At 56.6% G+C, this 15,515-nt stretch carries 16 protein-coding genes; 4 read left to right on the top strand and 12 right to left on the bottom strand.

Translation table 11 applies throughout. The annotated features are described in order from the left end of the window. Window positions 1–182: 182 nt before the first annotated feature. From H7F08_RS15655 to moaB, 7 genes are read right to left on the bottom strand one after another with little or no spacing between them, the layout of a single operon-like run. On the bottom strand, window positions 183–311 hold the full coding sequence (locus H7F08_RS15655; RefSeq protein WP_264674684.1) for a hypothetical protein: 129 nt from the start codon (window positions 309–311) through the stop codon (window positions 183–185). Beyond that, entirely contained in the window at window positions 308–454 is a 147-nt protein-coding gene (locus H7F08_RS05230) for a hypothetical protein (protein ID WP_226831062.1), read from the bottom strand. The genes H7F08_RS15655 and H7F08_RS05230 overlap by 4 nt, the downstream gene beginning before the upstream one ends. A 9-nt stretch (window positions 455–463) precedes the next feature. Further along, entirely contained in the window at window positions 464–1,069 is a 606-nt protein-coding gene (gene fic / locus H7F08_RS05225) for a protein adenylyltransferase Fic (protein WP_193640037.1), read from the bottom strand. Next, complete coding sequence (locus H7F08_RS05220; protein WP_193640036.1) at window positions 1,066–2,631, bottom strand: type I restriction-modification system subunit M; 1,566 nt, start codon at window positions 2,629–2,631, stop codon at window positions 1,066–1,068. The genes fic and H7F08_RS05220 overlap by 4 nt, the downstream gene beginning before the upstream one ends. After that, window positions 2,628–3,104 (bottom strand): copper resistance protein NlpE, encoded by a 477-nt coding sequence (locus H7F08_RS05215; RefSeq protein WP_193640035.1) that lies wholly within the window; start codon window positions 3,102–3,104, stop codon window positions 2,628–2,630. Before H7F08_RS05215 ends, H7F08_RS05220 begins: the two co-directional genes overlap by 4 nt. Before the next feature lie 30 nt (window positions 3,105–3,134). After that, window positions 3,135–3,704: a class I SAM-dependent methyltransferase gene (locus tag H7F08_RS05210; RefSeq protein ID WP_193640034.1), complete on the bottom strand. Its 570-nt coding sequence runs from the start codon at window positions 3,702–3,704 to the stop codon at window positions 3,135–3,137. Window positions 3,705–3,712: 8 nt separating this feature from the next. Continuing rightward, a complete protein-coding gene (gene moaB, locus H7F08_RS05205; RefSeq protein WP_193640033.1) occupies window positions 3,713–4,255 on the bottom strand; it encodes a molybdenum cofactor biosynthesis protein B in 543 nt (180 codons plus the stop codon). Window positions 4,256–4,398: 143 nt separating this feature from the next. Here moaB and H7F08_RS05200 point away from each other — a divergent pair, with 143 nt between their 5' ends. From H7F08_RS05200 to H7F08_RS05185, 4 genes are read left to right on the top strand one after another with little or no spacing between them, the layout of a single operon-like run. Beyond that, window positions 4,399–5,334 (top strand): magnesium transporter CorA family protein, encoded by a 936-nt coding sequence (locus H7F08_RS05200; RefSeq protein WP_193640032.1) that lies wholly within the window; start codon window positions 4,399–4,401, stop codon window positions 5,332–5,334. Between the two features lie 30 nt (window positions 5,335–5,364). After that, on the top strand, window positions 5,365–6,306 hold the full coding sequence (locus tag H7F08_RS05195; protein ID WP_024894364.1) for a magnesium transporter CorA family protein: 942 nt from the start codon (window positions 5,365–5,367) through the stop codon (window positions 6,304–6,306). A 7-nt stretch (window positions 6,307–6,313) separates the two neighbouring features. Then, on the top strand, window positions 6,314–7,216 hold the full coding sequence (locus tag H7F08_RS05190) for a CorA family divalent cation transporter (RefSeq protein WP_142088391.1): 903 nt from the start codon (window positions 6,314–6,316) through the stop codon (window positions 7,214–7,216). Between the two features lie 13 nt (window positions 7,217–7,229). After that, complete coding sequence (locus H7F08_RS05185; RefSeq protein WP_193640031.1) at window positions 7,230–8,144, top strand: CorA family divalent cation transporter; 915 nt, start codon at window positions 7,230–7,232, stop codon at window positions 8,142–8,144. Here H7F08_RS05185 and glcF read toward each other — a convergent pair. From glcF to H7F08_RS05160, 5 genes are read right to left on the bottom strand one after another with little or no spacing between them, the layout of a single operon-like run. Next, window positions 8,141–9,391, bottom strand: coding sequence for a glycolate oxidase subunit GlcF (gene glcF, locus H7F08_RS05180; RefSeq protein ID WP_193640030.1), 1,251 nt, complete (start codon window positions 9,389–9,391; stop codon window positions 8,141–8,143). The genes H7F08_RS05185 and glcF overlap by 4 nt on opposite strands. 8 nt (window positions 9,392–9,399) lie before the next feature. Continuing rightward, on the bottom strand, window positions 9,400–10,464 hold the full coding sequence (glcE, locus tag H7F08_RS05175; protein ID WP_193640029.1) for a glycolate oxidase subunit GlcE: 1,065 nt from the start codon (window positions 10,462–10,464) through the stop codon (window positions 9,400–9,402). A 1-nt stretch (window position 10,465) separates the two neighbouring features. Further along, the gene (locus H7F08_RS05170) at window positions 10,466–11,938 is read right to left on the bottom strand and encodes an FAD-linked oxidase C-terminal domain-containing protein (protein ID WP_193640028.1); all 1,473 of its coding nucleotides are present in this window, start codon (window positions 11,936–11,938) and stop codon (window positions 10,466–10,468) included. Between the two features lie 12 nt (window positions 11,939–11,950). Beyond that, a complete protein-coding gene (locus H7F08_RS05165; RefSeq protein WP_065974741.1) occupies window positions 11,951–13,321 on the bottom strand; it encodes a four-carbon acid sugar kinase family protein in 1,371 nt (456 codons plus the stop codon). Further along, on the bottom strand, window positions 13,281–15,500 hold the full coding sequence (locus H7F08_RS05160; RefSeq protein WP_193640027.1) for a phosphoketolase: 2,220 nt from the start codon (window positions 15,498–15,500) through the stop codon (window positions 13,281–13,283). The genes H7F08_RS05165 and H7F08_RS05160 overlap by 41 nt, the downstream gene beginning before the upstream one ends. Between the last annotated feature and the right edge of the window lie 15 nt (window positions 15,501–15,515).

Genomic DNA, 15,515 nt, shown 5'->3' with positions numbered 1-15,515 from the left:
GTAGCATGGACATCGAACAGGGCCTCTTGCGTTTTATAATCAGAGCGTTAACGATCACTCATTATATCACGGAAGGCGGTTCTATTCATCGTTATCTGGCTGATTCACAATAAATAAAACAAGAAAAATAGGGTAACAAAATAGCGCCAAAATAAGTATAATTCATAGATAAATAATAATATTTAATGACCGACATTTTTGTTAACCATGCCGATTTTCCTCGCGGAAAAACGGTGAAACTTTAGACCTAGATGTAACCACTCCACCGCCATCCCACCCAGCAGCTTTTCCATAAAACTCAACTCGCTCATGCTTTGCCTCCCTGCAATTCCCGCTCAATCTGTTCAATACTGGGCAGATTGATATTAAGGTTTTCGGGGAGGGATTCCGCGCATTTATATTCTGCTATGTCCATGGGCTTGAATTTGAGGTTACGTGATGAAAATCCTTTCATGTCAACACCTTATAGTTCCTCAGTCTTGAATTGGCTATAGCCTTCATAAAAATAGCTGACATCAATGCCTTTCATGAACAGGGCGCGATCATTGATTTGGTCAGTGAGGGCGTGTTTGAGCAGGTGCTTGATTTCCAGGTCGTTGACGGGACTGCGCTGCATGGCGGAAAGGTATTGTTCTTTATCAACCCGGTTCCAATCCACCATCTGCCTGATTTCCTTTTTCAATATCAGGTCCAGCCAGATGCGGGTGGCGCGGCCATTGCCTTCACGAAAGGGGTGGGCCACATTCATTTCAACGTATTTTTCGATGATTTGCTCAAATGAGCCTTGAGGCATGGCGTCGATGTGTTTCAGCGACGCTTCCAGATACATCAGCGGGGCGAAGCGAAAATCACTCTTGGCGATATTCACGTCGCGGATTTTTCCGGCGAAGCCATAAATCTCCCCGAACAAATAGGCGTGAATAAAGGCAAGACCTGCGAATGTGCCCACTTCGACCTTGTTCATGTCGCCGGTATCAAAAAGCTGCCTGGCTTTTTGTTTGCTGAGTTTTTCTTCGGCTTTGGCCAGTTCAATTTGGTCAGTGATATGGAGCTTATTTTCCAGAATCATTCGGTGTCTCCTTCAATTTCCGCCACAATGGCGTCAATTTCGGCGCGGAGCCGGTCGATTTTGGCGACGGCGGTTTTCAGCTCGGCATTGAGCCGGGTAATGTCCACCAGTTCGCGAGTGTCCTTGGCTTGCACATAACTGCTCACTGACAGGTTGTAGTCGTTGGCAGCAATTTCTTCGTAAGGTACGGAGCGGGCGAAGTATTCGACATTTTCCTTGCTGTCGAAAACGGCCATGATTTGTTGAATGTGCGCGTCGGTGAGGGTGTTGTTGTTGGTTTCTTTTTTGAACAGGGCGCTGGCGTCAACAAACTGGGTACTGGTTTCGGTTTTGTGTTTGGAGAGCACCAGAATGGTGACGGCAATGGTGGTGCCAAAAAACAGGTTGGGTGCGAGCGCAATGATGGTTTCCACATAGTTGTTATCGACTAGATACTGGCGGATTTTGGCCTCCGCACCGCTACGGTAGAAAATGCCGGGAAAGCAGACAATGGCGGCGCGGCCTTTGCCGGAAAGGTAACTGAGGGCGTGCAGTACAAAGGCAAAGTCGGCTTTAGATTTGGGGGCCAGTACGCCCGCCGGGGCAAAGCGGTCGTCGTTGATGAGGGTGGGGTCGTCGCTGCCGATCCATTTTACGGAATAGGGCGGATTGGAGACGATGGCATCAAAAGGCTTGTCGCTGTCAAAATGGGGGGCTATGAGAGTGTCCCCCAACTGGATGTTGAATTTGTCGTAATTGATGTTGTGCAGGAACATATTCATCCGCGCCAGGTTGTAGGTGGTGTGGTTGAGTTCCTGCCCGTAAAACCCGTCTTCGATAATGTGCGCGTCAAAATGCTTTTTGGCTTGTAGTAGCAGGGAGCCGGAGCCGCAGGCAGGATCGTAAATCTTGTTGACGCGGGTCTGCTTGTGCATGGCCAACTGGGCGATGAGTTTGGAAACATGTTGTGGTGTAAAAAACTCACCGCCCGATTTACCGGCATTGGCGGCGTAGTTGGAAATGAGAAATTCGTAGGCATCGCCAAACAGGTCGATGTGGTTACTTTCAAAGTCGCCGCTATGCGCATCACCAAAATCCAGACCGGCAACACCTTTGAGTACGGCGGCGAGGCGGGTGTTTTTATCTTTGACGGTGTTGCCCAGACGATTGCTGGTGGTGTCGAAGTCGGCAAACAGACCTTTGATGTCGCGCTCTGAGGGATAACCGCTGGCAGAATTTTCGATAGCGGCAAAAATATCGGCCAAATCCGTATTCAGGCTTTCGTTGCTGTTGGCGCGGGTGGCCACATTGGCAAACAACTGGCTGGGGTAAATAAAATAGCCCTTGGTTTTAATGGCATCGTCTTTGATGTCCGGGGTGATGATGTTGTCCGGCAACTCGGCGTAGTGGATGCTGTCGTCATCGGCTTCGATATAAATAGCGAAGTTTTCGCTGATGAAGCGGTAAAACAGGGTGCCTAGCACGTATTGCTTGAAGTCCCAGCCATCGACTGCGCCGCGTACATCATTGGCAATCGCCCATATTTGCCGTTGCAGGGCGGCGCGTTGCTGGATGCTGGTCATTGGGTTTTTCCTGTTTGCGTTTTCTTCAACACCATTTTTGCCGCCATTGGTCCGGTAATGGGCTGGCCATCCATTCCCAACTGAATAAGCTGGTTTTCTCCTACCCGAAAGCACATGGGTTGTTGCATGCCTTCCAGCCGGATAGTTTGACCATTGATCCAGGTGAAGCTGTTACTGCGCGAAAAGGCCGAACCCGGACGGTCTACATAGTGAGTGCTCAGGGCATAGGTTTGGTCTTTGTGCAGCACCAGGGTTTCGCGCACTCCGGGACAATCGGCACAGGGCAGGGTCCCCACGTAGGTTCCGGCCCAGTCGAGGGCCGTCTGGCTGCTGTGCATGTCCGGCGCGGCGGCCTTGGTATTTGTTTTGGCGGCTGGCGCAGCGGGTTCAGCCAGCTTGACGGGCAGCTTGGCGCAGGCACTCAGGGAAATGATGGCGAAGACAATAATGCTCAAACGGCCATTCCGGGTCATTGCTGGTCTTCCTATTTGTAGATCAGTAAATTACGTCAGTGTAACAGGGCGGGCAGGCGCTCTCCAGACGCCAGCGCTGCGGTCGGCGTCTTCCTCCAGCATCAGCAACTGCAAGCCCGGAAAGGCATGGTTCAGTTCACCCGGACGCAGACGAAAATCCGGATTTTGTGGTCCGCGCCCGGCATAAGGCCCGGCCCAGGTTTCGTAGAACAGCAAACCTTGGGCTTTTATGGCCTGCGCCAATATCGGGAAAAGCGGGCGGTGTAAAAAATGGGCAACCACGATCACGTCTAAACTGTCCGGCTCCGGTGGCTGCGCCAGCACATCCCGGCATTGGGCATGCAGAGGCAGGCCCGCTGCTGCCTGCTGGACAGCGGCAATGGCCGGGTCGGCGTAATCCCAGGCCCAGGTTTCCAGGCCCCGTCTGGCGAGGAACAAGGCATTAGCACCCCGACCACAGGCAAGATCCAGCGCCTTGCCCTGTGCGGGTAGCAAAGCTGCCTGCGCCTTGAGCAGGGGCAGAGGCGTTGCCGCCTGGGCGTCGCTCCCGGCGTAGCAGTTATTCCAGCGCGCCTGCCGATCTGCTGCGTCTTCAGACATGAAAAAGATCAGTGTTCATGACGAATACGCGGTAACAACTCACTGAGATTGCAGGGGCGATGCCGGTTATCCAGTTGCGGAATGATGATGGCTTCCATACCCAGGCGGACGCCTCCGGTAGAACCGGGCAGCAAAAAAACGATGGTGCCCGTACAAATGGCGGCTTCGGCCCGGGACTGAATGGTGCTGGTGCCGATTTCTTCATAGGACAACATGCGGAACAATTCACCAAATCCCGGAATGGGTTTGCTGATCAGGGGTGCGAGAGCCTCCGGGGTTACGTCCCGTCCGGTGACTCCGGTGCCGCCGGTGGCGATGATGACGTCAATGGCCGAGTCGCTTATCCAGCTTTGCATCTGCTGGCGAAGGGTTTCCGCCGTATCGGGCAGGATGCAACGCGCCGCTATCCGGTGTCCGGCGGCCAGAGCCAGCTCCGCAATTTTGTCGCCGGACTTGTCGGTTTCCGGGGTGCGGGTATCCGAAACCGTGAGGATGGCGAGGGCGAGGGGGATAAAGGCTTTACTATCAGTTGCAGAATGCACATTACTCACAGCGGAATTTCCTTTACAGGCGATACGGAAGTCCAGTATAAAAGGCTCCGTCCCGCGCTCCAAATGTGCCGGCTGAGTACCCCTGACCGGGAACAGGCCAGACACTGGTGCCCTAACGCCCGCCTCTGATCTGGAGAACATCCATGGATGTATTTCCCCCAGCAGATCATCCTGTGACCGCCCATTCGGAAGAGCAAACTATTCCGGATCCGGTGAAGGGCTGGCAACATCTGACGGCGCCCAAACCCGCCGACTGGGTACAGGCCGGGCAGCTTGCTGATGACTGGGATTTTGCCCAGGACATTCTCGACCCCGATGAACGCTCCTGGTTGCGGCGAGAAGAAAATCGGGTGTTTCTCACTTTGCAGTTTCCGGTGCGGGGCAGCGTCGACGATGCCTGGACTTTGCGTCCATTGGGAATGGTTCTGCACCAGCAAAGTCTGACCACGCTGCTGGCCGAAGACCTGCCCTCGCTCTCGCCTTTTTTTGAGCAGTTGGAGCATCTTTCCAGCCCTCCGGAAAGCATCGAGATACTGGCGGCGATTCTTAAAATACTGGCCCAGAGTTATGAAGACGCCCTGCATCAACTGAACATGGCCATCCATGAAAATGAACGGCAACTGGATTGGACGCAAAGTAATGGTGACTTTTTCACTTTGCTGGAAATCAGTAAAAGTCTGACCCGTTTTGAAGTGGCTCTGGTCGGCAACATTGCCACGGCCTTCAAGATTTCGCGTCTGGCAGAAATTCGCGATGACCTGCCGGCGACCCGACAGGTCGATACGGCCTTACTGGAGTTGCAGGTGGCCCATGAACGCGCCCGGGTGTATGCCGGAACCAGCACGTCGATGATGGATGCCTATGCCGGCATGGTCCAGAACAATATCAACCACGGGCTCAAGGTGGTGACCGTACTGGCCATGATATTTTATGTACCGAGTATGCTGGCCACCCTGTATGGGGTGAACACGACCCTGCCCTTTCAGAAAACCCACTGGATTTTCTGGGTGATACTGTGTTCGGGGCTGGGTATTTCCGGGGGATTGGCCGCACTTTTCAAGCGCAAGGGCTGGATATGATCGGGCAGGAGTCTATAAAGGAGAGGCAGGATGCTGCACTGGTTTGACGACAAAACAGATGCCCAGCTGGAAATCACCAGTGATTTTCAGTGGCCCCCCCGTGCCACCTGGATTCAGGTGGTGGCACCCAGCCAGGCCGAACTGGAATTTGTCGCCAAGCACCTGCAGGTACCCGACTATCTGTTTCAGGACGTTTCCGATGAAGACGAACGCCCGCGTCTGGAACGCGACGGCGATGTGGCCCTGATCATTTTGAAAGTACCGGCCCCCATGCAGGACGATGCGGAACTCCGCTTCCGGACCCTGCCGGTTGGACTCTGGCTGCTGCCCCAGCAGATGGTCACCGCCAGCGCGCATCCCCTGGCATTATGGGACGAACTCCGCAGCCAGCGTCAGCGCGGCAAAATCCTCCATGTCCGGGGGCTGCTCGCTGAAATTTTCCAGGCTATTGCCCGGGATTTTCTGCGGGCATTGCGCATTATCAACGCCGAAATAGCCGCCACCGAAAAAATCCTCCGCCACTCGCAGAACAATAATGAATTTTTCCGGCTGCTGGCGCTGAACAAAAGTCTGATTCTGTTTTCTGCCGCGCTCAAGGGCAACATTTCCGTGGCCCAGCAAACCCTGCGCCTGCCCATGCTCCTTCAGGATGAAGGCGATCTGGAAGACATTGCCGATGCCCTGATTGATTTGCAGCAGGCCCGGGACATGACGGAAATTTATGCCTCCACCATCACCAACATGATGGATGCTTATGTGGGCGTGCTCCAGAACAACATCAGCAACACCCTGAAAATCATTACCGCCTGGACCGTGGTAGTGGCATCGCCCGCTACGGTGGCCAGTATTTACGGGATGAACGTTCCCTTGCCCCTGCAGGACTGGACTTATGCCTGGCCGGTACTGATGGGCGGGGGCTTTCTCATTTCCGGGCTGCTCTTTGTATTTTTCCGCAAAAAAGACTGGATCTGAGGCAACAATGACGGCCCGTTATTTCGACATGGCGCTTGGTGACTGGAATTCCAGTACATCTTGCGCGGGTCCGGGATTATTTCTGCTCAACCCGGAACAGGCCCCTTCCTGCAGCGGATTGGGAAATCTGCTGCGCCATAGTGAAGACCAGCGCCTGTATTGTGAAGGCGAAGAAATCATCCTGCGGCTGCCCGTGGCCCTGCTGGAAGAAGATGCCCGATTTGGCACTGTCGCACGGGTAAGCCACCTGATTGTGCAGCACGACAGCCCCGAGCGTCTGGTCATCATCGCTGAAGACGCCCTGCTGGCAACCCTGCAGCAGGATTGGCTCGGCAGCCTTCAGCAAAATGCCCGTGGCGATCTTCTGCAAAGAATTCTGCTCAACATCATCTACAGTCATGAACGGGTCGCCCGGGTGTTGGTGGATCGTCTCCAGGAACTGCGAATGGCCCTGAAAACCGCCATGGGCAACCGTGAGCTGCGCGAAATTGTGGTCCTGAACCGGGATCTGGGAGAACTAGTCATCGCCTTGCGCGAAACCGGACTGATTTTGCGCGACGCCTTGCGGGCTACGCCCGGCGATGCTTCGACTTATCCCTTGCTGGATGCTGCCCTGCGCGAGCAACGGCGCATGGAAGATGTGGTCAATCTGGTTTATGAGCGTTATTTGACCGTCACCAATGCCTACAACGGCATCATTCAGAATAATGCGCATACCGTCATGAAGGTCATGACGGTATGGCTGGCGCTGCTGATGATGCCCATTGCCTTTATCATGCCTTTTCACATGATGACCATTCTCCCGCTGGAACACTGGCATTATCTGTGGTTCGGCCTGCTTGCCTATGTTTTCGGAGCCACCCTGATGTTTGCCATCTGGGCCAGAAAACACGGCTTTTTTGCAATGTAGGGAGAAGCGGGACATGCTGCGAATTACGCGAGACTGCCTGCTTTCGGGCAACGCCAACCGGCGCAGCTGGATGGCCCTGGTCAATCCTTCGGCCCTGGAACTGAGTCAGGCCGCCATGACGCTGGATATTCCCGAAAGCTTTCTGCGCAAACGCCTGGAAGGCGAGGCATCGCGGCCGCTGATCAAGGAAGAACGACTGATTTCCCTGCAATTTCAGGTGCCGATACCGGAAGATGGGCGCATCGGCCAGTTTTCTCTGGTGCCTCTCAGCGTTTATTTTGTACCGGGTTATTTCGTGACCCTGGCGGATCAGGAAATCCCCTTTCTCAACCAGCTGATTGATCCAGATAAACCACGTAAACGCTGGGAACTTGTCCTGCGCATCATCGCCGAGGTGACCCGCCTGTACCTGCCCACTGCGCGCGCTGTGGCCCGGGAAATGGCCATGGTCGAACGGGATTTACGGCAGGCCCAGCGCCATGATGTGGTGTACCGGGGACTGGATATTCACGACCGCCTCCTGGCCCTGGATCTGGGCTTGCTGCAACTGGAGTATGTGGTCAGTGAAATCGGTCTGTTCCTGCCCAAGGAAGATCACGATCTCGTGGAAATTCATGAAGATACGCGAATTGAACTGTCACAGGTTCGTGATCAGGTGGACAGCGACCAGGAAACCATCAATGAATTGCTGGAATCTTACGCTTATGTGGTGCACAACAATGTGAACCATCTGTTCAAATTCATGGCGGCACTGATTATTCTGGTCACCATTCCGTTGTTCATACCGGGCGCGGCGGCCATGAACGTCCCCCTGGGACCGCTACCCCACTGGCGTTATGGATTTGTCGCCGTCACCGGCGGCCTGGTACTGGTGGAAGCACTTACTGCCTGGATATTTTACCGCAAGGGCTGGTTACGGCTGGATTAGGGTTTTTTAGACAGCAACGACTCCGCCAGCAACTCCAGCCAATGCCGGACCGGCAGCTCCGTACCCCCCTGTAAATGCAGCTGGCAACCGACATTGGCGGTAGCAATAGCGCAGGGTTCGCCCTGTTGCAGGGCGTCCAGCTTTTGCTGAAGGAGTTGCCGGGATAAATCCGGCTGCAAAATGGAGTAGGTGCCGGCTGAACCACAACAAAGATGCGCACCGGCAACTGCCGTCAACTGGTAGCCTGCGCGTTCCAGCAAGGCTTCGACCTTACCCTGCACCCGTTGCGCATGTTGCAGTGAACACGGCGCGTGAAAGGCCAACGGGCCACGATTTTTGTGCTCCAGCGGCAGGGCTTCCAGGTGTTCGAGCAGCCATTCACTGGGGTCCCGTGCCAACGCCGCTACTTGCCGGGCTTTTTCGGCATAATCTGGGTCGTTTTGCAGAGCCTCGGCATACTCCTTGACCATGCTGCCACAACCACTGGCGCTCACCAGAATAGCCTCCGCACCGGCTATGATATGCGGCCACCAGGCATCAATATTCCGACGCATGTAATCCTGCGCTTCGGCGCGGGCGTTGAGATGCAAACTCAGGGCACCACAACACCCCGCCTCGGGGGGAACTTCCACGTGATAACCGAGCCGGTCAGCAATCTGCTCCAGAGCCGCTTCGGTTTGCGGCGTCATGACGCTTTGCACACAACCCGCAAGGGCAAGCACCGTGGGCCGGTGGTCGGACGTCGCAGCTTGCAGCAGATGCGGCACCGGAAGCGCTGTGCCAGGCCATTCGGGTATGTTCCGGGCGAGGGCTTCCGGCAAAAAGGGTTTGAACAGGGTCCCCAGTTGCAGCGCCAGACGAAAACGCGCGGGATGAGGAACCACCGCACGCAGCATATTGCGCTTCAGGCGCTCGAGGGCCGGACGCGGAATTTCGTTTTCCAGATGTTCACGACCAATTTCCGCCAGGCGGGCATAGCGTACCCCGGACGGACAGGTCGTTTCACAAGCGCGGCAAGTCAGGCAACGATCCAGATGTTTGAGGGTTTCAGCGCTGGCGGGCGTGCCGGCCAGGAACTCTTTGATGAGATAAATACGGCCACGGGGACCGTCCAGTTCGTCACCCAGTAGCTGATAGGTAGGACAGGTTGCCGTGCAAAAACCGCAATGGACGCAACTCCGCAAAATACTGTCCGCTTCGACAATGTCGGCGTCATTCTCAAAACGGGGAGCAATCCGGGTTTGCATAGGCTTCTCTATAGGGCCGCGTACAGGCGACCAGGATTCAAAATACCGTGCGGATCAAACGCATTTTTCAGGCGTTGATGCAGGGCGAACAGGGCTGGCGGCAAAGGCTGGAACACCTCTTTGGCATGGTCACCGCCGCGAAACAGGGTGGCGTGTCCGCCATGCCCAGCCGCCAGCGTCTGCAGGGCGCTGGCATCCCGTTGACCGCGCAGCCAGCGCTGTCCACCACCCCATTCAATAAGCATCTGTCCGGGCAGGGCCAGGGGGGGCGTGGCAGGTGCTACGGCCAGCCGCCAGAGTGCCGCGCTTCCCTGAAAAAATACATGGCGATGTTCACGCAGATTTTTCCAGAAAAGGATGCCGTCGTTTTCGTCCAACACCGCTCCACCGATTTTGCTCTGCGCCGCTGCGACGGCTTTCTCCGTCCCCGACAGACGCAGGTACAAGTGGGCCCCATCCCAGGCACTGGCTGACAAGGGCAGGGGCTGGCCCGCCCATTGATTCATCCGGACAATGGCTGTAGCCATGTCGGTGTCGTGTACCAGTGTCAGCTCCCGCTCGGGACGCGGCAACACTTTGAGCGTCACTTCCAGCAAAATGCCGAGGGTACCCAAAGACCCTACCAGTAGACGGGATACATCATAGCCCGCCACATTTTTCATGACCTGTCCGCCAAAGCGCAAGGATTCTCCCAGACCATTGAGCATGTGCACACCCAGCACGTAATCCCGGGCAGAACCCGCATAAGGCCGCCTTGGTCCGGAAAAACCACAGGCCAGGGTGCCACCGATGGTAGCTTCCGCCCCGAAAAAAGGCGGCTCGAAGGGCAGCATCTGGCCTGCTTCGGCCAACTGTTCCTGCAAGGTCTGCAGGCTTGTCCCGGCTCGCAGGGTCACAAACAGTTCACTGGGTTCGTAATCCACAATCCCTTGATGCTCCCGCAATAGCAACGGTTCCGCATCAGCAGTTTTTCTGCCGTAAAAGCGCTTGGTCCCGGCCCCCTGAATCTGCAGGGGACGCGACTGCTGAAAGGCTTCGCGGACCTGTTCCTGCAAACGCTCGCGCTGATCCATCTTAAAAGCGCTCCAGTTCCGGGAAAGGTAATTGACCATGATGCACATGCATGGCACCCAGTTCTGCGCAGCGATGCAGACTGGGGACCGCCTTGCCCGGATTCAGTCGCCCTTCGGGATCAAAGGCCGCCTTGATGCGGTGCAACTGAGCCAGCTCGGCAGGCGTAAACTGGGCGCACATGCTGTCCAGTTTTTCTACGCCGACACCGTGCTCTCCGGTGATACTGCCGCCGACCGCCACACACAGTTCCAGAATGCGCTGACCGAGGGCTTCTGCAGCATGCAACTGTTCTTCCACATTGGCGTCATAGAGGATGAGCGGGTGCAGGTTGCCATCGCCAGCATGAAACACATTGGCGACCCGCAAACCATATTCGGCGGACCAGATCGCGATTTGTTCGAGCACTTCCGCCAAACGCCTGCGCGGGATGGTCCCATCCATACAGTAATAATCCGGGGCCAGACGACCCACCGCCGGAAACGCGGCCTTACGGCCTTTCCAGAGTAACAGCCGGGTTTCGGCATCAGCGGCAATACGGATGCTGGTGGCCCCTTGCCGCTGTAACAACTTTTCCACGGCGCGCAGGCGTTCCTGAAGTTCTGCCTCGGTCCCATCCAGTTCGCAGAGCAAAATGGCAGCGGCATCGCGCGGGTAACCGGCATGCACAAAATCTTCGGCGGCTTCTATGGCGAGTTGGTCCATCATTTCCAGCCCGGCAGGAATGATTCCTGCCGCAATAATGGCACTCACCGCGTCTGCTGCCGCCACCACCGAGGCAAAAGCCGCCAGCAATACCAGGGTATTTTCGGGAACCGGCAGCAAGCGCAACGTACATTCGGTCACGATACCCAGCAATCCTTCCGAACCCATCATCAGCGCCAGCAGATCATAGCCGGGACTGTCGGGCGCCTGACTGCCGATTTCCAGACGTTCACCCGATACATCCAGCACTTCCAAAGCCAGCACATTGTGGACCGTCAAGCCGTATTTCAGACAATGTACCCCACCGGAATTTTCTGCCACATTGCCGCCAATGGTACAGGCGATCTGGGAGGAAGGATCCGGCGCGTAGTACAGCCCCATGGGCCGCGCTGCTTCACTGATGGCCAGATTGCGCACCCCCGGCTGCACCCGGGCCGTACGGTTGCTGGTGTCCAGCGCCCGAATCTGCCTGAGCCGCGCCAGGGAAAGCACAATGGCCCCGGCGTTGGGACGAGCGCCACCGGATAAGCCGGTGCCCGCCCCTCTGGGAACCACCGCTACACCATACTGCTGACAGATTTTCAGAACAGCCTGTACCTCTGCTCGATGACGGGGGAGGACCACCGCCAGAGGCAGCTCCCTGAGCACCGACAAACCATCACATTCGTAAGGATGCAGGTCCTCGCTCTGCGTCAGCAGGCCATCGTCCGGCAATAGGGCGCGGAGGGCGCTGAGAAATGCGGCATGCTCGGAATCAGGACTGCCCGCCATGAGTTGCGCCCGTCACCGACCGCGCAGGCGACGGCGTGCCAAGGCAAGACTTTCGGCATCCCCGACATTACCGGGAAATATCACCACCGGCAGATCAGGATAGCGTGGATGATCATGCGGACACTGAACCACAGAGCAGCCGGGCAAAATCTGCCCCATGACCCGCGCCTTGCGCAGCGCCAGCCCGCTACTCAGAACATCATTGGACGTGATACCACCCTTGCTGATGAGGAAACCCAGATCTTCGGGCAGACCACGCAACAGATCCATGAGAAAAGCCGATACGGTTTCACCGAAAGCCAAACGTGTCGCCTGATCGGCAAACTGGCGTTCACTGCGGCTGGTAAAAATCACCAGATCCAGGCCCTGAGCGTGAAGCCTGGCAGCCTGATCGAGAAGATGGGTTAACTGCTTCTTGCCCGCCTCCCCGCTGCAGGCATCCACCTCTACCTCCAGTCCTTGCAGACCCGATTCCTCCAGCAAGCGGCTGAGCTGCTCGGTGGTTTTACGCACATGAGAACCGACCAGAATGGCTCCGGCTTTACCCCCGCGTACCAGTTGTGCCATGTTTTCCGCAGATACCGGCTGGGGCGGCAGATCGGCCAGTGCGGTCAGCAAGCTGGCCGCACTCCGGAACAGAAAACGCTTGCCCTGCCCGGCAGCAGCCCGCAAATCCCGGGCAAAGGTGTGCAGATCTGCCGCTTCCACGGCGTCCACGACCACACAGGTATTATTTTTGAGTGCCAAAAGCTGCGGTAGGCAACCGGCGCGCAAGTCCGCCAGACGCAAGCGTTGCACCTGCTCCGCAGGAATGCGTCCGTGGGTTTTTTCGGCCACATAATCGGGCAGATAACTATGCTGAAAGGCAAACACCGAATCCCGGGCAAATTCGGTTTCATGGGCGGGAACTTCTACCCCGTTCTGGATGACATAATGGGTGCTGTCACGGGTAATGCGCCCTCCTTCAAAAAATGCCGGAACCAGAAAATGCGCATCAAAAGGTCCCAACTCCTCAGCCATCACATCAGTTTCAACCGGATAATGGCCGCGCAAGGTCGAATCCGAACGGCTCACCAGCAACGGTTGCACCGGCTGTCCGTTATTGGCCACCTGCACCAGAGCCACATGCAGGTTGCGGCAGATTTCCCGGGTGACCTGTTCGGCACGGACGGCGCTCATGCCCCGGGTATTACTCAAAACAAAAAAGAGCGGGGAATCATCCTGCAAGGCTTCCCGCAGGGTCTCAGGATCCCATCGGGTCAGCAGCAGGCAGGAATGGACCGTCTGCGAGCCGGTGGGATCATCATCAATGACGATGATTTTGGTACGGGTTTCCCGGGGATTACTGCCCACCAAAACTCCGCACCTTGCTGAGAATGGCATCCGCCGTAATCCCATTGAAAGCCATCAGTTCACCCGCGCTGGCGGTGGTTTCACCGCGCTGCCAGGCCAGGGTATCGCGATACGCCGCGCGACTGCGTAAGAGCACCGGCTCCAGCGCTCCGGAACCGCCACCGCCGATGGTCAGTAACATGTCGCCGGCAAACAACTGGTGGAATTCCGCATCAGCCATGAAATCCGTATCCGGCTCGGATACGGTATGCGCAGCCACATCCGAGGGGCGATACAACTGACGGGGATTGATGACGGAAACAATGCGCACCCCGTACCCTTCTTTTTCCAGGATCTCGCGGGCGGCGAACACCGGCATCAACACCATGTCACCGGTGACGGCAAAAGTTACCGTGCCGCGCGTGCCGCCAGCCCCTTCATATAGAACTGCCGCGCCCTTGCGGACTGCCGCACGCGCTTCGGCCATGCTCAGATGCACGGGCAGCGGGCTTTTCGAGGCAATGATAATCATCGACTTGTTGACGCTATTCACGGCGTATTCATAGGCGGCCTGGATGACGTTGGCATCCGTGGGATAGAGCAGAAACACATTGCCATTGCGCATTTGCGCGGCGAAATAGTTTTCGATTTCCGGACGTTGGTGAGTCCAGCCGTTGCGACCCTGCTCCAGAGCTCCCGCCGTGAACATGCATACCGTAGAGGGAGTCTTGCGGCGTAGCTCGGCCATCGCCTGACCCACTGTCTGCATAATCGGCCAGCCGTTGATGGCAAAGGACTCATAGGATAACCACAGGGAACGACTGCCAAACAGGGCCAGACCCGCTGCCAGACCCGCGCAGGCATCTTCGTTGAGGGGCTCGTACACCTGCCCTCCAGGCTGCTGGTTGTAGAGCGGATCTTCCGTGGGATGGCGGATTTTCAGGGCATCATTAATGTTCTTCATGGCCGAAGCTTCATTACCATCGGCATTGCTCACCACAAAGCGCGGGTCCTGCTGTCCCAGCCAGGCGACCAGTGCGCCCATGGCGGTGGCCGGCACGACCTGTTCTCCGACGGCAAAATCCTGCAAAGGAAACTCACCCAATTGGGCGATTTCCAGCACATGCTCGGTCACCGCTGTTTTGGCAGCAGGACCCCCTCCGGCACGGGAGAAATTGTCGCGGACCAGCGCCCAGGCCTCCGGACTCAGCGCGCGCTTTTGCAAAGCAGCTTTGATTTCCGGTGACTCAAAAGTGTCCTTGGGATACAAATTGTGGGATTTGGCACCGGAGACATGCACCCCGGCACCCTTCAACTGTTTGAGGATGAAAGCGGTGTGACGACCATTCAAGGCATTTTGCGCGGCCTTGGCGGCAGCACTCAGGACCGCTTCCATGAAAGCCATGCGTTGCCCGAAGGAGAAACGCGTGGAATCCACATAGGCGCCTTCCTGTCCGGCATCATCATAATCCTTGGCATCAACCAGAATGACCTCATCAAAGTCATGCGCCCGCCAGTAGGCCATCATTTCCTCGTTGCTCATCAGAGAGACCATGGAATGATGTTCCTGGCTGAAACCATTCCAGACCAGAATCGGCAGATAGTTGGTCACCCGGGGATAGGCAAAGTGAAAATGTTTCATGGAGCTCAGTACATACGGTTCGCCAAAGCCACCATCGCCGATGGTGACCGGGAACAGCGTGCCGGGATGCAGCAGCGCACCGGCCATGGCGAAATGTTGCCCCTGTCCCAGCGGACCGGCAGGCGCCAACAGACCCGGAATGGCGCCGGAGAGATGACCCAGCAGACCATGCTGTTCGCGGAAGCGCGCCATCATGTCATTCATGTTCTGAATACCCATGGCTTCCAGGGAGCGGTCGAGAAACATGGCACTGTAAAAGCCGGGCGCGTGGTGCCCCACTTCCGTGACAATGTTGGTATGACCAAGCATGACCATGGCCGCATAGGCCTCCGCGCTGGAGGCAAAACCCCCGGGATGGCCGGACGACTTGGCGGTACAGACCTGCAGCGTGCAATAACGCAGAGCATCGGCCAACAACAGCGACTGGTACACCGCCTCCCGTGCCTGGGGGTTCGCAATCGCCTTATGATCCGCAGCAATGGCAGAGGATTTGCCGTATTCGTCGAAATCCGGCCAGTTCTCACCAAAGTAGAGCATTCCCGCACAAAACTCGGGGGCATTGGTGGGCAAAGTATTTTGCTGGGTCATAACGGGCTTCCTGTA

This window comes from Acidithiobacillus sp. HP-11 (assembly GCF_015100075.1).
GTDB lineage: Bacteria > Pseudomonadota > Gammaproteobacteria > Acidithiobacillales > Acidithiobacillaceae > Acidithiobacillus > Acidithiobacillus thiooxidans.
Note: the sequence above shows the minus strand (reverse complement) of the source record. Positions and strands in the feature narration are given on the sequence as shown.

What these genes read in the sequence shown, in the direction of transcription:
- H7F08_RS05195 (WP_024894364.1), top strand. Translation starts at nt 5,365, where the DNA reads ATGCTGCACTGGTTTGACGACAAAACAGATGCCCAGCTGGAAATCACC.
- H7F08_RS05185 (WP_193640031.1), top strand. Translation starts at nt 7,230, where the DNA reads ATGCTGCGAATTACGCGAGACTGCCTGCTTTCGGGCAACGCCAACCGG.
- glcE (WP_193640029.1), bottom strand. Translation starts at nt 10,464, where the DNA reads ATGGATCAGCGCGAGCGTTTGCAGGAACAGGTCCGCGAAGCCTTTCAG.
- H7F08_RS05220 (WP_193640036.1), bottom strand. Translation starts at nt 2,631, where the DNA reads ATGACCAGCATCCAGCAACGCGCCGCCCTGCAACGGCAAATATGGGCG.
- H7F08_RS05160 (WP_193640027.1), bottom strand. Translation starts at nt 15,500, where the DNA reads ATGACCCAGCAAAATACTTTGCCCACCAATGCCCCCGAGTTTTGTGCG.
- H7F08_RS05210 (WP_193640034.1), bottom strand. Translation starts at nt 3,704, where the DNA reads ATGTCTGAAGACGCAGCAGATCGGCAGGCGCGCTGGAATAACTGCTAC.
- fic (WP_193640037.1), bottom strand. Translation starts at nt 1,069, where the DNA reads ATGATTCTGGAAAATAAGCTCCATATCACTGACCAAATTGAACTGGCC.
- H7F08_RS15655 (WP_264674684.1), bottom strand. Translation starts at nt 311, where the DNA reads ATGAGCGAGTTGAGTTTTATGGAAAAGCTGCTGGGTGGGATGGCGGTG.
- H7F08_RS05200 (WP_193640032.1), top strand. Translation starts at nt 4,399, where the DNA reads ATGGATGTATTTCCCCCAGCAGATCATCCTGTGACCGCCCATTCGGAA.
- glcF (WP_193640030.1), bottom strand. Translation starts at nt 9,391, where the DNA reads ATGCAAACCCGGATTGCTCCCCGTTTTGAGAATGACGCCGACATTGTC.
- H7F08_RS05190 (WP_142088391.1), top strand. Translation starts at nt 6,314, where the DNA reads ATGACGGCCCGTTATTTCGACATGGCGCTTGGTGACTGGAATTCCAGT.
- H7F08_RS05170 (WP_193640028.1), bottom strand. Translation starts at nt 11,938, where the DNA reads ATGGCGGGCAGTCCTGATTCCGAGCATGCCGCATTTCTCAGCGCCCTC.
- H7F08_RS05230 (WP_226831062.1), bottom strand. Translation starts at nt 454, where the DNA reads ATGAAAGGATTTTCATCACGTAACCTCAAATTCAAGCCCATGGACATA.
- H7F08_RS05215 (WP_193640035.1), bottom strand. Translation starts at nt 3,104, where the DNA reads ATGACCCGGAATGGCCGTTTGAGCATTATTGTCTTCGCCATCATTTCC.
- H7F08_RS05165 (WP_065974741.1), bottom strand. Translation starts at nt 13,321, where the DNA reads ATGCCATTCTCAGCAAGGTGCGGAGTTTTGGTGGGCAGTAATCCCCGG.